Annotated in this window: 21 protein-coding genes and 1 tRNA gene; 14 read left to right on the top strand and 8 right to left on the bottom strand. The window is 62.2% G+C overall.

Features of this window, described 5'->3' with window-relative positions; all coding sequences use genetic code 11:
- Positions 1-29 precede the first annotated feature (29 nt).
- Positions 30-1,151 (top strand): tRNA epoxyqueuosine(34) reductase QueG, encoded by a 1,122-nt coding sequence (queG, locus tag GQY20_RS06020; protein ID WP_157216063.1) that lies wholly within the window; start codon positions 30-32, stop codon positions 1,149-1,151.
- A 28-nt stretch (positions 1,152-1,179) separates the two neighbouring features.
- Here queG and GQY20_RS06025 read toward each other — a convergent pair whose 3' ends face one another.
- From GQY20_RS06025 to hspQ, 4 genes are all read right to left on the bottom strand, one after another.
- Positions 1,180-1,722 (bottom strand): GNAT family N-acetyltransferase, encoded by a 543-nt coding sequence (locus GQY20_RS06025; RefSeq protein WP_157216064.1) that lies wholly within the window; start codon positions 1,720-1,722, stop codon positions 1,180-1,182.
- Between the two features lie 195 nt (positions 1,723-1,917).
- On the bottom strand, positions 1,918-2,187 hold the full coding sequence (gene rpmA, locus GQY20_RS06030; RefSeq protein ID WP_157216065.1) for a 50S ribosomal protein L27: 270 nt from the start codon (positions 2,185-2,187) through the stop codon (positions 1,918-1,920).
- 23 nt (positions 2,188-2,210) lie between these two features.
- Positions 2,211-2,510, bottom strand: coding sequence for a 50S ribosomal protein L21 (gene rplU, locus GQY20_RS06035; protein ID WP_157216066.1), 300 nt, complete (start codon positions 2,508-2,510; stop codon positions 2,211-2,213).
- Between the two features lie 120 nt (positions 2,511-2,630).
- Positions 2,631-3,008, bottom strand: a complete 378-nt coding sequence (gene hspQ / locus GQY20_RS06040; protein ID WP_157216067.1) for a heat shock protein HspQ — start codon at positions 3,006-3,008, stop codon at positions 2,631-2,633.
- A 121-nt stretch (positions 3,009-3,129) separates the two neighbouring features.
- Between hspQ and GQY20_RS06045 the strand changes: the two genes are divergently transcribed.
- From GQY20_RS06045 to GQY20_RS06060, 4 genes are all read left to right on the top strand, one after another.
- Positions 3,130-3,219 (top strand) — tRNA-Ser (locus GQY20_RS06045).
- Positions 3,220-3,372: 153 nt separating this feature from the next.
- Positions 3,373-4,671, top strand: a complete 1,299-nt coding sequence (locus tag GQY20_RS06050; RefSeq protein ID WP_157216068.1) for a tyrosine-type recombinase/integrase — start codon at positions 3,373-3,375, stop codon at positions 4,669-4,671.
- Between the two features lie 14 nt (positions 4,672-4,685).
- Positions 4,686-4,910: a hypothetical protein gene (locus tag GQY20_RS06055; RefSeq protein WP_157216069.1), complete on the top strand. Its 225-nt coding sequence runs from the start codon at positions 4,686-4,688 to the stop codon at positions 4,908-4,910.
- A gap of 34 nt (positions 4,911-4,944) precedes the next feature.
- On the top strand, positions 4,945-5,097 hold the full coding sequence (locus tag GQY20_RS06060; protein WP_157216070.1) for a hypothetical protein: 153 nt from the start codon (positions 4,945-4,947) through the stop codon (positions 5,095-5,097).
- 14 nt (positions 5,098-5,111) lie between these two features.
- On the opposite strand, the gene GQY20_RS06065 is transcribed toward GQY20_RS06060, so the two are convergent.
- Positions 5,112-5,693 carry a hypothetical protein gene (locus tag GQY20_RS06065; RefSeq protein WP_157216071.1) on the bottom strand — a complete coding sequence of 194 codons (582 nt, stop codon included), beginning with the start codon at positions 5,691-5,693 and terminating at the stop codon, positions 5,112-5,114.
- 25 nt (positions 5,694-5,718) lie between these two features.
- Complete coding sequence (locus GQY20_RS06070; RefSeq protein ID WP_157216072.1) at positions 5,719-6,687, bottom strand: hypothetical protein; 969 nt, start codon at positions 6,685-6,687, stop codon at positions 5,719-5,721.
- 277 nt (positions 6,688-6,964) lie between these two features.
- Here GQY20_RS06070 and GQY20_RS06075 point away from each other — a divergent pair, with 277 nt between their 5' ends.
- The 9 genes from GQY20_RS06075 to GQY20_RS06115 all read left to right on the top strand — a co-directional run bounded on the left by GQY20_RS06075 (position 6,965) and on the right by GQY20_RS06115 (position 11,539).
- Positions 6,965-7,177 (top strand): hypothetical protein, encoded by a 213-nt coding sequence (locus GQY20_RS06075; RefSeq protein WP_157216073.1) that lies wholly within the window; start codon positions 6,965-6,967, stop codon positions 7,175-7,177.
- A 300-nt stretch (positions 7,178-7,477) separates the two neighbouring features.
- The gene (locus tag GQY20_RS06080; protein ID WP_157216074.1) at positions 7,478-7,798 is read left to right on the top strand and encodes a hypothetical protein; all 321 of its coding nucleotides are present in this window, start codon (positions 7,478-7,480) and stop codon (positions 7,796-7,798) included.
- Positions 7,799-7,808: 10 nt separating this feature from the next.
- The gene (locus GQY20_RS06085; protein WP_157216075.1) at positions 7,809-8,072 is read left to right on the top strand and encodes a hypothetical protein; all 264 of its coding nucleotides are present in this window, start codon (positions 7,809-7,811) and stop codon (positions 8,070-8,072) included.
- Positions 8,069-8,326 (top strand): hypothetical protein, encoded by a 258-nt coding sequence (locus tag GQY20_RS06090; RefSeq protein WP_157216076.1) that lies wholly within the window; start codon positions 8,069-8,071, stop codon positions 8,324-8,326. The genes GQY20_RS06085 and GQY20_RS06090 overlap by 4 nt, the downstream gene beginning before the upstream one ends.
- A gap of 2 nt (positions 8,327-8,328) precedes the next feature.
- Complete coding sequence (locus tag GQY20_RS06095; protein WP_198350842.1) at positions 8,329-8,625, top strand: helix-turn-helix domain-containing protein; 297 nt, start codon at positions 8,329-8,331, stop codon at positions 8,623-8,625.
- 12 nt (positions 8,626-8,637) lie between these two features.
- Complete coding sequence (locus GQY20_RS06100) at positions 8,638-8,970, top strand: hypothetical protein (protein WP_157216078.1); 333 nt, start codon at positions 8,638-8,640, stop codon at positions 8,968-8,970.
- 8 nt (positions 8,971-8,978) lie between these two features.
- A complete protein-coding gene (locus tag GQY20_RS06105) occupies positions 8,979-9,638 on the top strand; it encodes an SOS response-associated peptidase family protein (RefSeq protein ID WP_157216079.1) in 660 nt (219 codons plus the stop codon).
- 39 nt (positions 9,639-9,677) lie between these two features.
- Entirely contained in the window at positions 9,678-10,325 is a 648-nt protein-coding gene (locus tag GQY20_RS06110; protein WP_157216080.1) for an SOS response-associated peptidase, read from the top strand.
- A gap of 806 nt (positions 10,326-11,131) precedes the next feature.
- The gene (locus GQY20_RS06115) at positions 11,132-11,539 is read left to right on the top strand and encodes a thermonuclease family protein (RefSeq protein WP_232475899.1); all 408 of its coding nucleotides are present in this window, start codon (positions 11,132-11,134) and stop codon (positions 11,537-11,539) included.
- A 55-nt stretch (positions 11,540-11,594) separates the two neighbouring features.
- Here the strand turns inward: GQY20_RS06115 and GQY20_RS06120 are convergent, their stop codons facing one another.
- Positions 11,595-11,936, bottom strand: a complete 342-nt coding sequence (locus tag GQY20_RS06120) for a ribonuclease E inhibitor RraB (RefSeq protein ID WP_157216081.1) — start codon at positions 11,934-11,936, stop codon at positions 11,595-11,597.
- Between the two features lie 51 nt (positions 11,937-11,987).
- On the bottom strand, positions 11,988-12,392 hold the full coding sequence (locus GQY20_RS06125; RefSeq protein WP_157216082.1) for a hypothetical protein: 405 nt from the start codon (positions 12,390-12,392) through the stop codon (positions 11,988-11,990).
- Positions 12,393-12,687: the final 295 nt, after the last annotated feature.

Genomic DNA, 12,687 nt, shown 5'->3' on the forward strand with positions numbered 1-12,687 from the left:
GTTCATCCTGTGCTATCCATAGCCGGATAATGGCCAACAACTCGTTGACGACAGATTTGAAGACGCAGGCCGCGGCGCTTGGTTTCGTCGCTTGCGGCATAGCCGGCGCCGACTCGGTTCCCCTTGCGGGCGACCGGCTGCGCGCCTGGCTCGCCGATGGCGCGCATGGCGACATGTTGTGGATGGAGGAAAAGGCGGACCGGCGCGTATCGCCGAAGGCGCTCTGGCCGGACGTGCGATCGGTGATCATGCTGGGGATGAGCTATGCGCCCGCGGAGGATCCGATGAGGCTTGCCGGGGCGAGTGACGTCGGCCGTGTCTCCGTATACGCGCAAGGTGCCGACTATCATGACGTCGTGAAGCGCAATCTGAAGACGCTGGCGCGCTGGCTGGTCGATCAGGCGGAGGATGTCGGCGTAAAGGTGTTCGTCGATACTGCGCCGGTGATGGAAAAGCCGCTCGCCGCAGCGGCGGGGCTCGGCTGGCAAGGCAAGCACACCAATGTGGTGAGCCGCGCGCATGGCAGTTGGCTGTTGCTCGGCGCGATCTACACGACGCTGGCGCTGGAGCCCGATTCGCCCGGCGGGGACCGCTGCGGATCGTGCGACGCCTGTCAGCGGGCTTGCCCGACCGCAGCCTTTCCAGGGCCCTATCGGCTCGATGCGCGGCGCTGCATCTCCTATCTCACGATCGAGCTGAAGGGGCCGATCCCGCGCGAATTCCGCGGTGCGATCGGCAACCGCATCTATGGCTGCGACGATTGCCTGGCGGTGTGCCCTTGGAACAAGTTCGCTGCCAGCGCCGCCGCAAACCGCGCCTTCCTGCCGCGCGCCGAGCTTGCCGTGCCGTGGCTGGACGATCTGCTGCGGCTCGACGATGCTGCCTTCCGCCAGATCTTCTCCGGATCGCCGATCAAGCGCATCGGTCGCGACCGGATGGTGCGCAACGCCGCGATTGCGGCGGGCAATAGCGGCCGCGCCGAACTGGTGGAACCTTTGGTGAGCCTCCTTGACGACGCCGCGCCGCTGGTGCGGGGCGCGGCGATCTGGGCCCTGGCGCGGCTGGATGGCGATCGCTTTGCGCGGGAGAGGCCGGCCCGCTTCGCCGCCGAACCGGACGAGACCGTTCGCGACGAATGGCAGCTGGCCTGACCGGCTTCCCAGCCTTTCAGCGCAGGCCCTATGCCGCGAGCGGGCTGGCCTCCGTCTCCATCGTGTCGAGCGCATAGAGCGCGCAGGGCAGGATGGTGTCCCGCGCCAGATTATGACGCGAGGCATAGCGGCCGACGGGACGGAAGCCGAGCTTGCGCAGCACCCGTCCGGAGGCGGGATTGTCGATGAAATGGCCTGAGACGACGCGCGGCAGGCGCAGGCTGTCCCGTGCGAGATCGATCACCGCCCGGCCCGCCTCGGTGGCGAAGCCCAGGCCCCAATAATCGCGCGCGATCCAGTAACCGAGCTCGGCCTCGCCGGCGATATCCCGGAAGAGGCCGATGCCGCCCACCAGGCGTGGCGCGCCGCGGGTGCGGGTGAAGATCAGGAAATCGGGCAGCAACGGATCTTGCTGCCGCGACAGATAGGCTTCCGCCTCGGCCAGGCCGTAGGGCAGGGGGACGCGCGCAAGCTTGCTCGCGACGGCTTCATCGCCGATCGCAGCCGCCAGCGCGGGCGCATCTTCCAACCAGCCCGGCCGCAGGAGCAGCCGATCGGTACGAGCGAACATGGAAAAACCCTCCCTCTCGCCGCGTGCAACGCCCCTGCACCGAAAGGGTTACATGGGTGCGACAAAAATTTCGCGCACGGCGAAGATGGTAAGGGAGACAGCAAAAAGGGAGGCGGTGCGACCCCGTCTCCCTCTCGATCCGCCGCAGCAGATCTTCGGGTCGCCCACCGGACGACCCGCATATCGGTCCGTCCGTTATTCGGCCGCTTCGGCCAGCACGTCGACGCTCACATATTTGCGGCCGAGCTTGCCTTCGTGGAAGGTCACGCGGCCCTCGGTGAGCGCGAACAGCGTGTGATCCTTGCCCATGCCGACGTTGCGGCCCGGATAGACCTTGGTGCCGCGCTGGCGGATGATGATGTTGCCGCCGATCACTTCCTGACCGCCGAACTTCTTCACGCCGAGGCGGCGGCCGGCCGAATCGCGACCGTTGCGCGAGGAGCCGCCTGCTTTCTTATGTGCCATTGCCTATACTCCTTGCGTTGCGCTCAGGCGCCGATCGACACGATCTTCAGGATCGTGTGCTGCTGGCGATGGCCGTTGCGGCGACGATAATTGTGCCGACGGCGCTTCTTGAAGACGATGACCTTCTCGGCCTTCGCCTGCGCGATGATTTCAGCAGAAACGACGAGGCCATCGACCGGCTTCAGCTCGGCGCCTTCGCCTGCGAGCAGCACGTCGCCCAGCGACACGGTCTCACCCGCTTCGCCAGCGATCTTCTCGACGGCGATCTTGTCTCCTGCGGCAACGCGATACTGCTTGCCGCCCGTGCGCACGATAGCGAACATGGCCCTCTTCACTTCTTCAGCTATGTGATCCGCACGAAGCAGGGCTTACGGCCCGATTCCCCGTGCGGAAGAAGGCCGGGCGGATAAGCGAAGGTCACCCGGCTGTCAACAATATCCGGCTCAATGCCGGTGTTCGCGCCTCAACATGTAGCGCCCCTTGTGGAAGCCGTCGAAGATTCCCGAAATCGCGGGATGGTCGACCGGCTCCTCGCTTTCGTCCGGTTCCAGATTCTGCTGGCTGACATAGGCGACGTAGCTGCTCTCCGCATTCTCGGCGAGAAGATGGTAGAAGGGTTGATCCTTGCTGGGGCGTACATCCGCTGGAATTGCCTGATACCATTCTTCGCTGTTGGCGAAGACGGGATCCACATCGAAAATCACGCCACGGAATTCGAACAGGCGATGGCGCACCACGTCGCCGATCGCGAATCGCGCATGGGCGATGGGCGGGGCCGTGGGCAGTCCGGCATGGCCGGTGAGGGAGGCGCGTGTGTCCATGGACTTAATTTAAGGACCTTTGCGTTCAACACAAGCACTGGCTTGGCAAGCGCGATTCCTTCGGCTAAGGCGCGCCCTCCATCGGCTGGCCTGCATTCTCGTGCGGGCGTCAGTGTCTCGCGGAGAGGTGCCGGAGTGGTCGATCGGGGCGGTCTCGAAAACCGTTGAGCGTGCAAGCGTTCCGAGGGTTCGAATCCCTCCCTCTCCGCCAAGATCCCTTCCAGAATTTTCCAAAATAGCCTGATTTCGGGGGTTTTTTGCCTCTCCGTTTGCTATGATCTGTCCGGACTGATCCTGATCTGTTCCGCCCTATGCGGGGGTATCGGGGGGTAAGGATTGGGGTAGCGGAAATGGAGGTCGGGGTATGTTGACCGATGCGGCCGTGAGGAAGGCCGAGGCGAGGGACAAGCCATATAAGATTGCAGATTCGGGAGGGCTTTATCTCCACGTCGCCACGAGCGGCTCCAAGTCGTGGCGGATGAAGTTCCGGTTTGGCGGCAAGGAGAAACTCCTCACCTTTGGGCCGTACCCCGATGTGAAGCTGTCCGAGGCACGCAAAAAGCGCGACGCCGCCCGGCGGCAAATCCGCGACCACATCGACCCATCCGGCGCCAGGAAACGTGCGCAGGAGGAGAAAGCGCGGGAAGCCGCCGAGATCGCCAAGCAGGTGACGTTCGAAGCCGCGGCGCGCGAATGGCATGAGCTGCAGAAAGGGCGCTGGGCGCCTGTCCATGCCGAAGACGTGATCATCAGCCTCGAGCGCGACATCTTCCCGACGCTGGGCGAACGGCCCTTGGCCGCGATCGACGAGCCCATGGTGCTGGAGGTGCTGCGTGCTGTCGAGGCGCGGGGATCGATCGAGACGGCGCGCCGCCTGCGCCAACGCATCTCGGCCGTATACCGGATGAAGATGTCCGAGGGCGTGGTGACGAAGGACCCGGCGGCCGTCGTGGTCGACGCGCTCCAGCCCATGCCGAAGAAGACGCGCCAACCCTCGATTACGGATCCCGACCAGGCGCGCGAGGTGCTGATCGCAGCCGAAGCGTCCGGCGCGTCGCCGATCACGAAGCTCGCTTCGCGCTTCCTCGCGCTGACGCAGGCCCGGCCGGGGATGGTCCGCGGCATGGAGTGGAGCGAGGTCGAGGGCATCGATTGGGACGATCGCCAGTTCGGGCCGCATCTGCCCATCTGGCGCGTACCCTCCGCGCGGATGAAGCTCATCATGGACCTGAAGGAGGAAGAGAGCTTCGAACACCAGGTGCCGCTCTGCTGGCAGGCTGTCGAGATCCTGCGCGCCGTGCGCCGGCTCACTGGCCGCAACAAGCTGGTATTTCCCGGCCAGCGCCATGCTCACCAGCCGCTCAGCGAGAACGCGATCGGCTATCTCTATAACCGCGTGGGGTATCATGGCCGGCACGTACCCCATGGCTGGCGCGCGACCTTCTCCACCACCATGAAGGCGCGGGCGCGGAAGGCGGGCAGAGTGGCCGACCTGGAGACGATCGAACTGATGCTCGCGCATGTGCCGCCGAACAAGGTGGCGGCGGCGTACGACAGGCACGAGCATATGGAGCGAAGGCGCGAGCTGGGTCAGGAATTTGCGGATCTGCTGATGAAGGGTATGCAGCCGGCTGCGACGCTGCTCGACGGGCCGAGACGATGAGGGGAGACACGACGATGGCGGAACAGCACATTCAGGATCTCTTCGAGGACCGCGCTCGGAAGGGCGATGGGCAATTTGCCGTCGCATTCGCATTATTGGAATTGGCGCGAGGGCAAGAACGAGTAGCAAAGGCGCTCAGAAGCATCGCGGCGGGAGGTAGCCAACCAGGCGGGCTGGAGGCAGTGGCGCTCGAATTGAAGCACTTGGGCGAGGCGGTCACCCTTCTCACTCGAGAATAGTTTCTGGTAGCCTGATCGCTTGCATCGTTAAGCCATGGAGTTTGACCGGCCGCTGCGCCCGTGGCGCGACACGCTCGCCCTGGCGCACAAGGACGCGATCCAGGCTGGCGTGGCCGTGCGAGATGGCGAGATCGGACCGGTCTATATAATCGTGCCGGCGCGGATCGAGATTGAACGGGAGTGCTAAGCAGCAAAGGTCCATCAAGGCTGCGGCGGCGTCCCACCGGGCGCGATCGTGTGGTCGGGCATCTGCAGTCGCTCGGTGAAATAGAAGAGTCCAAGCAACGTCGAGACGGTCAGATGCGCAAGCCAGACGTTGAAGCCAACCACGAACACCCACTTAAGAGCCTGCCGAGCGCCGTCAGTGATCTCAGGGGCAAGCTGACGCGCGATTAAGTTTGCGATCAAGGATAGGGCAACCATTGCGATCGAGGCGGTCGATAGGTAGCCGAAAAGATACCCTAGGAACCTGCGACGGCTGAGTGGAGCCCGCTCATTGGGAAGGCGAGGTGGATATGCGCCACCCACCGGCTTGGATAGCAACGAATTTCCGCCATCTGTCGTAATCAGGACCAGTGCGGCAATGAAAAAACCGCCGAGAATCGTCAGCAAGGTTTGAAGTTGCGAGAGATATCCCTTGTCTCCAAAGATCGGCACTGGCCGCTTGAGCGCCAGCAATAGCACGCTCAGACCTACCCCGAACACCAGTGGAAGAAAAACATCGTAGAGCGCTTTCGCGCGGTGGCGAATCAGGATGTAGCGGAAAGGCGTCAATAGTGTCATCGGAACCCTCCCACATATAGGCACGCTAAGCCCACATCGCGAGCATCGCCTGCGTCAGCTCAGCGCTGATGGACGTCGATAGATCATCTAGGGGTATTGCCAAATTAACAAATTGCTTCCGGGCGAACAGTGTCTCGCCGATATCCGCCTGGGCCAGATCGATCTTAGCTCGCTCGGTCTGGGAACGAGATAGCGTCCCGGCCGGCACACTTTCCGGCGGTCGCTCCCAGACCACATACATGTCTTCAAACCCCTCCTGCAACGCCCAAGGCTGTATCGATTTGAGAAAATCCTCAAGAGCCATTGCGGCTGGAACGTCTACGGTCAGAAACATCTCTCGTCGGCGCACCTTCGCACCGGCCGGCGGATCAAACCCCTTCGGCGGAGACACGTCGATCAGTCTAAGTTGCTTCAGTTCAGCTTCTCCGCGCGCCGCCGCTCTAAGCTTCTCGCTGGCAACCGTATCGAGCGTGATACGGGGTTTGGCCATCACAGGGTTGCCGGCGGCGTCTGGGATCACAAACCGAGCATCATGGAAAATGGACCGAAATTGGAAATCGAGCATCTGGCGGACGCGCGTTTTGCCCAGCCGTTCCGCGCTCTCAAGCAACACGGCATACGTATGGTCATTTTGTCCCATTGGGCTGAGATCCATAATCACGTGCGCAGAGTAGCCGCGTGCTTCATCTCGCAGTTTTTCAAGGCGGCGCACTCTTCGGGTTGGAAGGTGTATGTTCGCAGCTGCTGCCGCATCTGGATCGGCAAAAGTGAAGAGCATCACCAGAGCCTTGCCCCCGTTCGGCTTAGGTGTGATTTCCGCGTGTGTGATGGCGATCTGATAGCGCTCGGCTTCGACGGGCTGGATGGTCTTGCCGGCCCGTACCCTTTGAATCAGGTGTGCTGCGATAAGCTCCATATCAGGAAGATGACCGGCCGGTGAGGTGTTCACGGTCATGTGAAAATGAACAATCTGTCGTTCGTGCGAATTTTGCATGCGTCCTCCCCCGAGGCGCCGGAGGCTAGGCCGGGCGCGGCCGGGGAGTCAAAGCGCGTGCGCCAATTGCGCCAAAACGGATCAAAACAGCTTGCTCAGCCGCGCAGATACCGGATCGGGCTGTTTGTAGACGCTGACGGGAGATCTTGCCGAACTGCATTATGCGATCCTGCGTAGATGGAGCGGCCCGAGGGGGTCGCGCCGTCCTCGACGCCTTGCGCTACTTGTGACAGCAATGTACCCAGGCGCCCTGCTCGAGAGATACATGGAGGTCGCTATGGCATCGCGAGAGCATGTCGTTCGTTCTGCGAACGGCGTTGATCTGGTGCGAATCGAGCACTGGCACGAAGGCCGTTTCGTGATGAGCTATATCGTCCGTACCCGCGCCGGCACTCATCTCTACGAGGACGCAGCCGCCGCAGATGCCGCTTGGTTGGCGGCTATCGGCGATGATCGCGGGAAAGCATCCGAACTCCACCAAATCCGATGATTTTGAGCGGGCAAGGACTAATCTGCTCGGTATACCGCGCGAATGATGCCGGCGGCAGGATCACTCCTGCGAAGCACCGCGGTCAGTAAGGCGCCACTGGCTCAACTCGGCCTCTGCGTCAACCAGGCTCGCCCGCATCACGCGATCGGCGCTCGCTCTCGCGAGGTCCGCAGGCCAACGCGAGCCAAATGGGGACAGCGCGATCGTTTCGCCCCCAGCGCTTGACCGACTCAGATTCAGTGTTCCATGTTTGTTCTCATCCGCTGGCGTTGGCGGTGAGATGCAATCTGGAGCAGAGCCATGGAGCATGGAGATTCCCTGCGCGATGACGTGCGCGTGTCGGACCTCTCTCGACTGAACCCGCTCAGCCCGTGGGTTTCCGGCTTCCTCCGGGATGCGACCGAACAGGCGCTTGAGGAGATGTGGGCGCTCGGCGCCGAGAACGTCTGCGGCTACCGCGATGATGCTTATGGAGGTGCGGCCCGCAGGCTGATCGCAGCGATCGAGGACGAGTTGCGCCGCCGCGGCAGCCATAGCCTCCTGCTCCCCGAGAACATCGACGCAGTGCTGGCGCAGCAGCGTCTATCGCCTGCAGTGTGGTCGCGCCAGTGCGCCGCCTAGGCTCCTTCCCATGAACCACGAGCTTGACCCGGCCCTGCTGGACGGATTGGCCCCGCTTGCCGAGATGGCGCAGCAAATCGCCGGGTTCGATTATTCGTGGAAGGTGTACCGCTCGAAACGCGGATGGGAAGCCGATGTGAAGGCCGGCCTGAAGGTCGGGGCGCATCTCCAATGGAGTGCCCACGCGCAGACTGCCGATGAAGCCCTTCGGCGCGCGACGTTCTTTGCGTCGGAACATTGGCGGGCCTGCACAGCCGACAGGAGAGCGGCATGAAGCTTATCGATCACCCAAGGGCTGAAGACGGCGCGGCGCCCATCGTGATGCGCTCCGTCGATGGCCCGCCGGACGCATGGCGCGACAAGGACGACCAGTGGCTTGAGGATCGGTTCGCGAAAGCCGTTTACGATTGCGAGCATCCCGCCTTCCTCGCAGTGATTCTGGACGAGCTGCGCAGCCGTGGCAGCACCAGCAGCCTATTGCCGGAGAACAGAGCTGCGCCGGGCGCCTGGCCGCTCTGGGATGACTGATGGTGCGGAGAAAGGGCGAACGCCCGATCATCCGCAGACTGGAGATTTGGTCGCCGGCACATCCGGTGGCGCGTGCCATCGCGACGGGCGATCATTGGTTCGGCGCGTGGCAGCGACAGAACGCGATTCCCTTCGCGAGGTTGGCTCGACAGACGGGTATTTCGGAAGATCGCCTGGAGGCCATGAACCGCGGCGACAGTCTCACGCGGAACGAAGCCGATGCACTGGCTCGCGCTTTTGGCATCAGCACCGCCGACCTGATCGCTTCGATGCCCGATGCGGAATTGGTCCGGGAATGAACGGCGTGATCCATGGACGACTCGGCCGAACGTTTCTTCCGCGCCCGCCTGACGCACATTCAGCACGTTGCGCTCTATCGCAAGAATCTGCGCCTGACCTGTCCACGATGCGGCGTAAGCAAGATTCACAATGGCGCCCATCTATGGTGGCTGTTCCAGCAGAAGCGATGGGACGACAGCATGCGGGTCGTGCCGCTGCGTTTTCGGTGCGGAAATTGTTTCCAGCAAGGCCATGGCAGGATCCGCCCGAAGGTCGAGATCGTTGAGGAGGACGAGACCGGCCCGCAGTTTCCGGCTCCGGACGAGCGGGAATGGAGACGCATGATCAGCCGGTTCCGGTCATGAGGTGAAGCATGTCGAGGCTCTACACCATCGCCGCGCCCATCGCCGACATCGCGAACCATTTCGGAACGGAGCCCGCCCCGAGCCTGGAGGTTCCTACGGAGATGACAGAAGGGCTTAGGGGCCTCGTCGTTATCGAGCGCGACGGCCGCCGCCTCCTGCGCTCTATGGTCTGGGGCTTCCCTCGCAAAGTCGCGCCGGGACCGGAGCACCGTGAAGAGAGCGGCATCATCGGCCTGGTCGCCGACCTTACCAACCCGATGTGGGAAAGGGTCGTAGTGGATCCGCGCTATCGCTGCCTGATCGTCCTCACCCATTTCGCCAACCCTGCAGGCGAGCCGGGATCCAAGCGGCGCACATGGTTTTCGATCGAGGGGCAACCCATCGCCGCATGGGCCGGCTTCTGTCGGGTCACGAGCGAGTTTGGACCAGCCTTTGCCGGCATGACGATGGAAGCGAATGCCGCAATCCCGCCCACCAATGACCGAATGCCGGTGCTGCTCGATCCGGCGAATTACGGTCGATGGCTTCATGGATCAATCGAGGACGTGATCGCGTTCCAGTATGGCAAGCCTATCGATGCGGAGCGTATGCGCGTGGAGCGAACGAAGCATGTCTGGAAAAGCGGCGGGCTGCCGGTGTCCGCCAAACCACAGACGGCGCTCCTGTGAGTCGGCTGTGCCCGCCCTCTATCGTGGCAGGATGAGCCCATGTGCAACCTCTACACCGTGAGGAAAAGCGCCGCCGAGGTGGCAGCCTATTTCGGCGTTGCAAACCCGATCCGATCGAACGCACCCGAGGAGGTCTATCCCGGCACGCCCGGCATGGTCGTTCGACAGGAGGACGGCGCGCCTGTCATGCAATCGATGACGTGGGGTTTCCCGCTGCGGCTCAAGACCATGTCGCCGACCGCCAAGCCGAAGCCGGTCAACAATATCGCGGATCTCCGTAAGGGCATGTGGATCGGGCTGGCGCGCAAACCGCAATGGCGATGCCTCATTCCGCTTACTGGCTTTGCCGAGGCGGAGGGGCCAAAGGGCGGAAAGACCCGGACCTGGTTCAACGTGAAGGACCAGCCCATCTTCGCATGGGCGGGCCTCTGGCGGGTCAGCGACGAATGGGGTCCGGTCTATTCCGGGGTCATGACCGACTGCAACGAGGCGATCCGCCCCGTTCACGACCGCATGCCCGTGCTGCTTCAGCCCGAGGAGTACGGACTGTGGCTCAACGGCGACTTTGACGAGATCGTCGGCTTTCAGGAGCGGTGCTTTCCCGACGAACTGATCGAGATGACGCGGACGAACGAACCGTGGGTCAAGCGGGCGCCCCGCGCCGGGGACCCAGCTATCCTGCTCTAGCCCCTGCACCATTGAACAACGGCGTGCGTTCGTCGTGGAGCCTGCTATCTCGCGCTAGCGATCTTTGATGCATGCTTTGGTGAGCAACTTTAGTGCTCGCCGATGATCGGGGGTTGGTATGTGCGAAAGAGCGCACCGGGGGAAAATCATGAGACGAACTCTAGGCTGGCTCTACGTTGTGGCAGCCATCATGCAAAGTACGCCGCCGGCGGCAGCAGCCAACGACGTCGCGGTTATCACAGGACCATATGGCCCTTGCGTGCCACCCGACACCAAGCCCAAGCCGGGCGTCTTTAACGGCCAATCTGTCAACCGTCCTGCATCCGAGGCGGCCGCACGCCTTACGGAGCGCCTTATGAAAGCCGCTGCTCATAACGACAAACCTGAAATTTCCGCCGTTGTTGCAGATACCTATCTTGGGCTGAGTCGCTCAGGAACGTGTCTGGACGCGATTCGCGCTCTCGAAGCGAGGTGCCACCGGCTGCCTGCTGTGCAGTCTTATGCATCGGACGAGGTCGCTATTACGTGGGTCTGTGGCGGCGCACCGGTCTACAGCGCTTTTCTCACGATACGGAGCGGGCAAGTTACCAACATCTGGAGCCAAGATTTTTCGAAGCCCATTCCGGTCGCACCGCCTCGAAGCGAGCCATCGCAAGGCCCCCATGCGTCAAAGCCCGCGGAGGTTCCGCGATGATGGCATATTGGACCCAGGAGAGTTTCCGCGGTGCTGCTTGAGACCGGTTGAGGCGGCTCCCTCATATGATGCCGCCTTGCCGTTGACGCCCTTTAAAAGATTGCCCACGAAAATGATCACGACCGTGCTTGCCCTGCTCCTCGCCAGCGCTTCACTCGCCTATCCCGATACGATCACAGACCGCCGCGTCACCGATGGCGACACGATTCGCTGTGGTCGAGAACGCATCCGGCTGCGTGGCATCGATGCGCCCGAACTGCCGGGACATTGTCGCCAGGATCGCGACTGCGCACCGGGTGATCCCTTCGCCTCCACCGATAGCCTACGCGCGGCGATGGCGCCGACGATGCGAATCAGGCGGATCGAGCGGGATCGCTATGGCCGGACGGTCGCGGTCGTCTCGGGACCGAAGGGGGACCTGTCCTGCTGGCAGCTCCGCCAAGGGCAGGCGATTTACAAGCTGCAATGGGATCGGACGCGGGTGCTGGCGGGCATCTGTCCAGCGGACGCGCAACGCTAACGGGGCATAACGACCGGCAGTTAGAGCGCGGTTTGGAATGGTAGCAAACGGACGTTCACCGCTCTTCGTGGACTGCCGGAAACGCCCAACCTTCGTAGACGACTCCATAGCAACTTGCGATGGTTCGAAGCCTTTCACTCAACTCACGCAGTGCCTCGTCATCGGACTTTCCCACCCATTCCATAGTGATCGAGGAGCCATCGCAATCGGCGGAGATTCGAGTGATCTCCCACCCGGTCATAACCATGTCCCGCTGAAAATGCTCCAACGAGACGTTCCGTCCACTGAACCGGACAGTGATCGTGCGGTTGGCTTTGGAATCTTCGCCAGACGCACGCAAGGCTTGCAAGGCAAGCGTATCGGCATCGAGCAGGGTCCATGTTCGGGGATCGAGCATAAGCTGCGCATACAAGATCCTGCGGACTTCCGCTATTGTGCAACGTGGTGGCTAAAGCCGGACGGCAAAGAATGGGTTCACTATGCGGGCCAACTGAACGGGCTCTTCTTCGCTAAATTGCCGTTCGATCAACCAAGTGGTATCACGCAGTTCCCAATCGAGCTGTGTTGCTCGTAGCCCAGAGAGTATCTCGCCCTTCCTGTCATTGACAATCTGCAACGGTAATCCCGCCAATCCGCCCTTGAGATAACTCATCGATACGTCGACCCATTCGACGTTCCCAAGCGGCCACGGCCCATCCGGTCCCTCCAAATAACCATCAACTGGTATTCCTAGAGACATGCCCCAGTTCCCCAGGTCGGTCGTATCACCATCCCGCCAAGCAACGCGAACCCAGCAACGGTTTAGCCGCACCACCGCGAGCAATTGCGACCAATATGCCACCGCGTTGTCCATAATGTCTCTCAAAGGTGCTAAATTGAGGCGGATCAGAGCCGTACGTGAGACCTGCTACGTCTACAATCGTGCACCGCTCAGTTTCGACCAAACGAACTGATTTGAGCGTTTCCCGACATTTCCCCGTCAGCGCGCACGGCTTCGTCCGGAATGGCTTGAAGTGGTGGTTTGCGGAACGGCATCTGTGGACGCCCCTTCGGATGCAAGCGGTAAATCGGGGTGGATTGGCAGGTAGTCGGATGCTGTCATCTGTCCGGCCTCGATGAGCAGCGCCATAGCTGCGGGCCAGTATGGG

It is taken from the genome of Flavisphingomonas formosensis, assembly GCF_009755815.1.
In the GTDB taxonomy this organism is placed as follows: Bacteria; Pseudomonadota; Alphaproteobacteria; order Sphingomonadales; family Sphingomonadaceae; genus Flavisphingomonas; species Flavisphingomonas formosensis.

What these genes read in the sequence shown, in the direction of transcription:
- queG (WP_157216063.1), top strand. Translation starts at nt 30, where the DNA reads ATGGCCAACAACTCGTTGACGACAGATTTGAAGACGCAGGCCGCGGCG.
- GQY20_RS06025 (WP_157216064.1), bottom strand. Translation starts at nt 1,722, where the DNA reads ATGTTCGCTCGTACCGATCGGCTGCTCCTGCGGCCGGGCTGGTTGGAA.
- rpmA (WP_157216065.1), bottom strand. Translation starts at nt 2,187, where the DNA reads ATGGCACATAAGAAAGCAGGCGGCTCCTCGCGCAACGGTCGCGATTCG.
- rplU (WP_157216066.1), bottom strand. Translation starts at nt 2,510, where the DNA reads ATGTTCGCTATCGTGCGCACGGGCGGCAAGCAGTATCGCGTTGCCGCA.
- hspQ (WP_157216067.1), bottom strand. Translation starts at nt 3,008, where the DNA reads ATGGACACACGCGCCTCCCTCACCGGCCATGCCGGACTGCCCACGGCC.
- GQY20_RS06050 (WP_157216068.1), top strand. Translation starts at nt 3,373, where the DNA reads ATGTTGACCGATGCGGCCGTGAGGAAGGCCGAGGCGAGGGACAAGCCA.
- GQY20_RS06055 (WP_157216069.1), top strand. Translation starts at nt 4,686, where the DNA reads ATGGCGGAACAGCACATTCAGGATCTCTTCGAGGACCGCGCTCGGAAG.
- GQY20_RS06060 (WP_157216070.1), top strand. Translation starts at nt 4,945, where the DNA reads ATGGAGTTTGACCGGCCGCTGCGCCCGTGGCGCGACACGCTCGCCCTG.
- GQY20_RS06065 (WP_157216071.1), bottom strand. Translation starts at nt 5,693, where the DNA reads ATGACACTATTGACGCCTTTCCGCTACATCCTGATTCGCCACCGCGCG.
- GQY20_RS06070 (WP_157216072.1), bottom strand. Translation starts at nt 6,687, where the DNA reads ATGCAAAATTCGCACGAACGACAGATTGTTCATTTTCACATGACCGTG.
- GQY20_RS06075 (WP_157216073.1), top strand. Translation starts at nt 6,965, where the DNA reads ATGGCATCGCGAGAGCATGTCGTTCGTTCTGCGAACGGCGTTGATCTG.
- GQY20_RS06080 (WP_157216074.1), top strand. Translation starts at nt 7,478, where the DNA reads ATGGAGCATGGAGATTCCCTGCGCGATGACGTGCGCGTGTCGGACCTC.
- GQY20_RS06085 (WP_157216075.1), top strand. Translation starts at nt 7,809, where the DNA reads ATGAACCACGAGCTTGACCCGGCCCTGCTGGACGGATTGGCCCCGCTT.
- GQY20_RS06090 (WP_157216076.1), top strand. Translation starts at nt 8,069, where the DNA reads ATGAAGCTTATCGATCACCCAAGGGCTGAAGACGGCGCGGCGCCCATC.
- GQY20_RS06100 (WP_157216078.1), top strand. Translation starts at nt 8,638, where the DNA reads ATGGACGACTCGGCCGAACGTTTCTTCCGCGCCCGCCTGACGCACATT.
- GQY20_RS06105 (WP_157216079.1), top strand. Translation starts at nt 8,979, where the DNA reads ATGTCGAGGCTCTACACCATCGCCGCGCCCATCGCCGACATCGCGAAC.
- GQY20_RS06110 (WP_157216080.1), top strand. Translation starts at nt 9,678, where the DNA reads ATGTGCAACCTCTACACCGTGAGGAAAAGCGCCGCCGAGGTGGCAGCC.
- GQY20_RS06115 (WP_232475899.1), top strand. Translation starts at nt 11,132, where the DNA reads ATGATCACGACCGTGCTTGCCCTGCTCCTCGCCAGCGCTTCACTCGCC.
- GQY20_RS06120 (WP_157216081.1), bottom strand. Translation starts at nt 11,936, where the DNA reads ATGCTCGATCCCCGAACATGGACCCTGCTCGATGCCGATACGCTTGCC.
- GQY20_RS06125 (WP_157216082.1), bottom strand. Translation starts at nt 12,392, where the DNA reads ATGGACAACGCGGTGGCATATTGGTCGCAATTGCTCGCGGTGGTGCGG.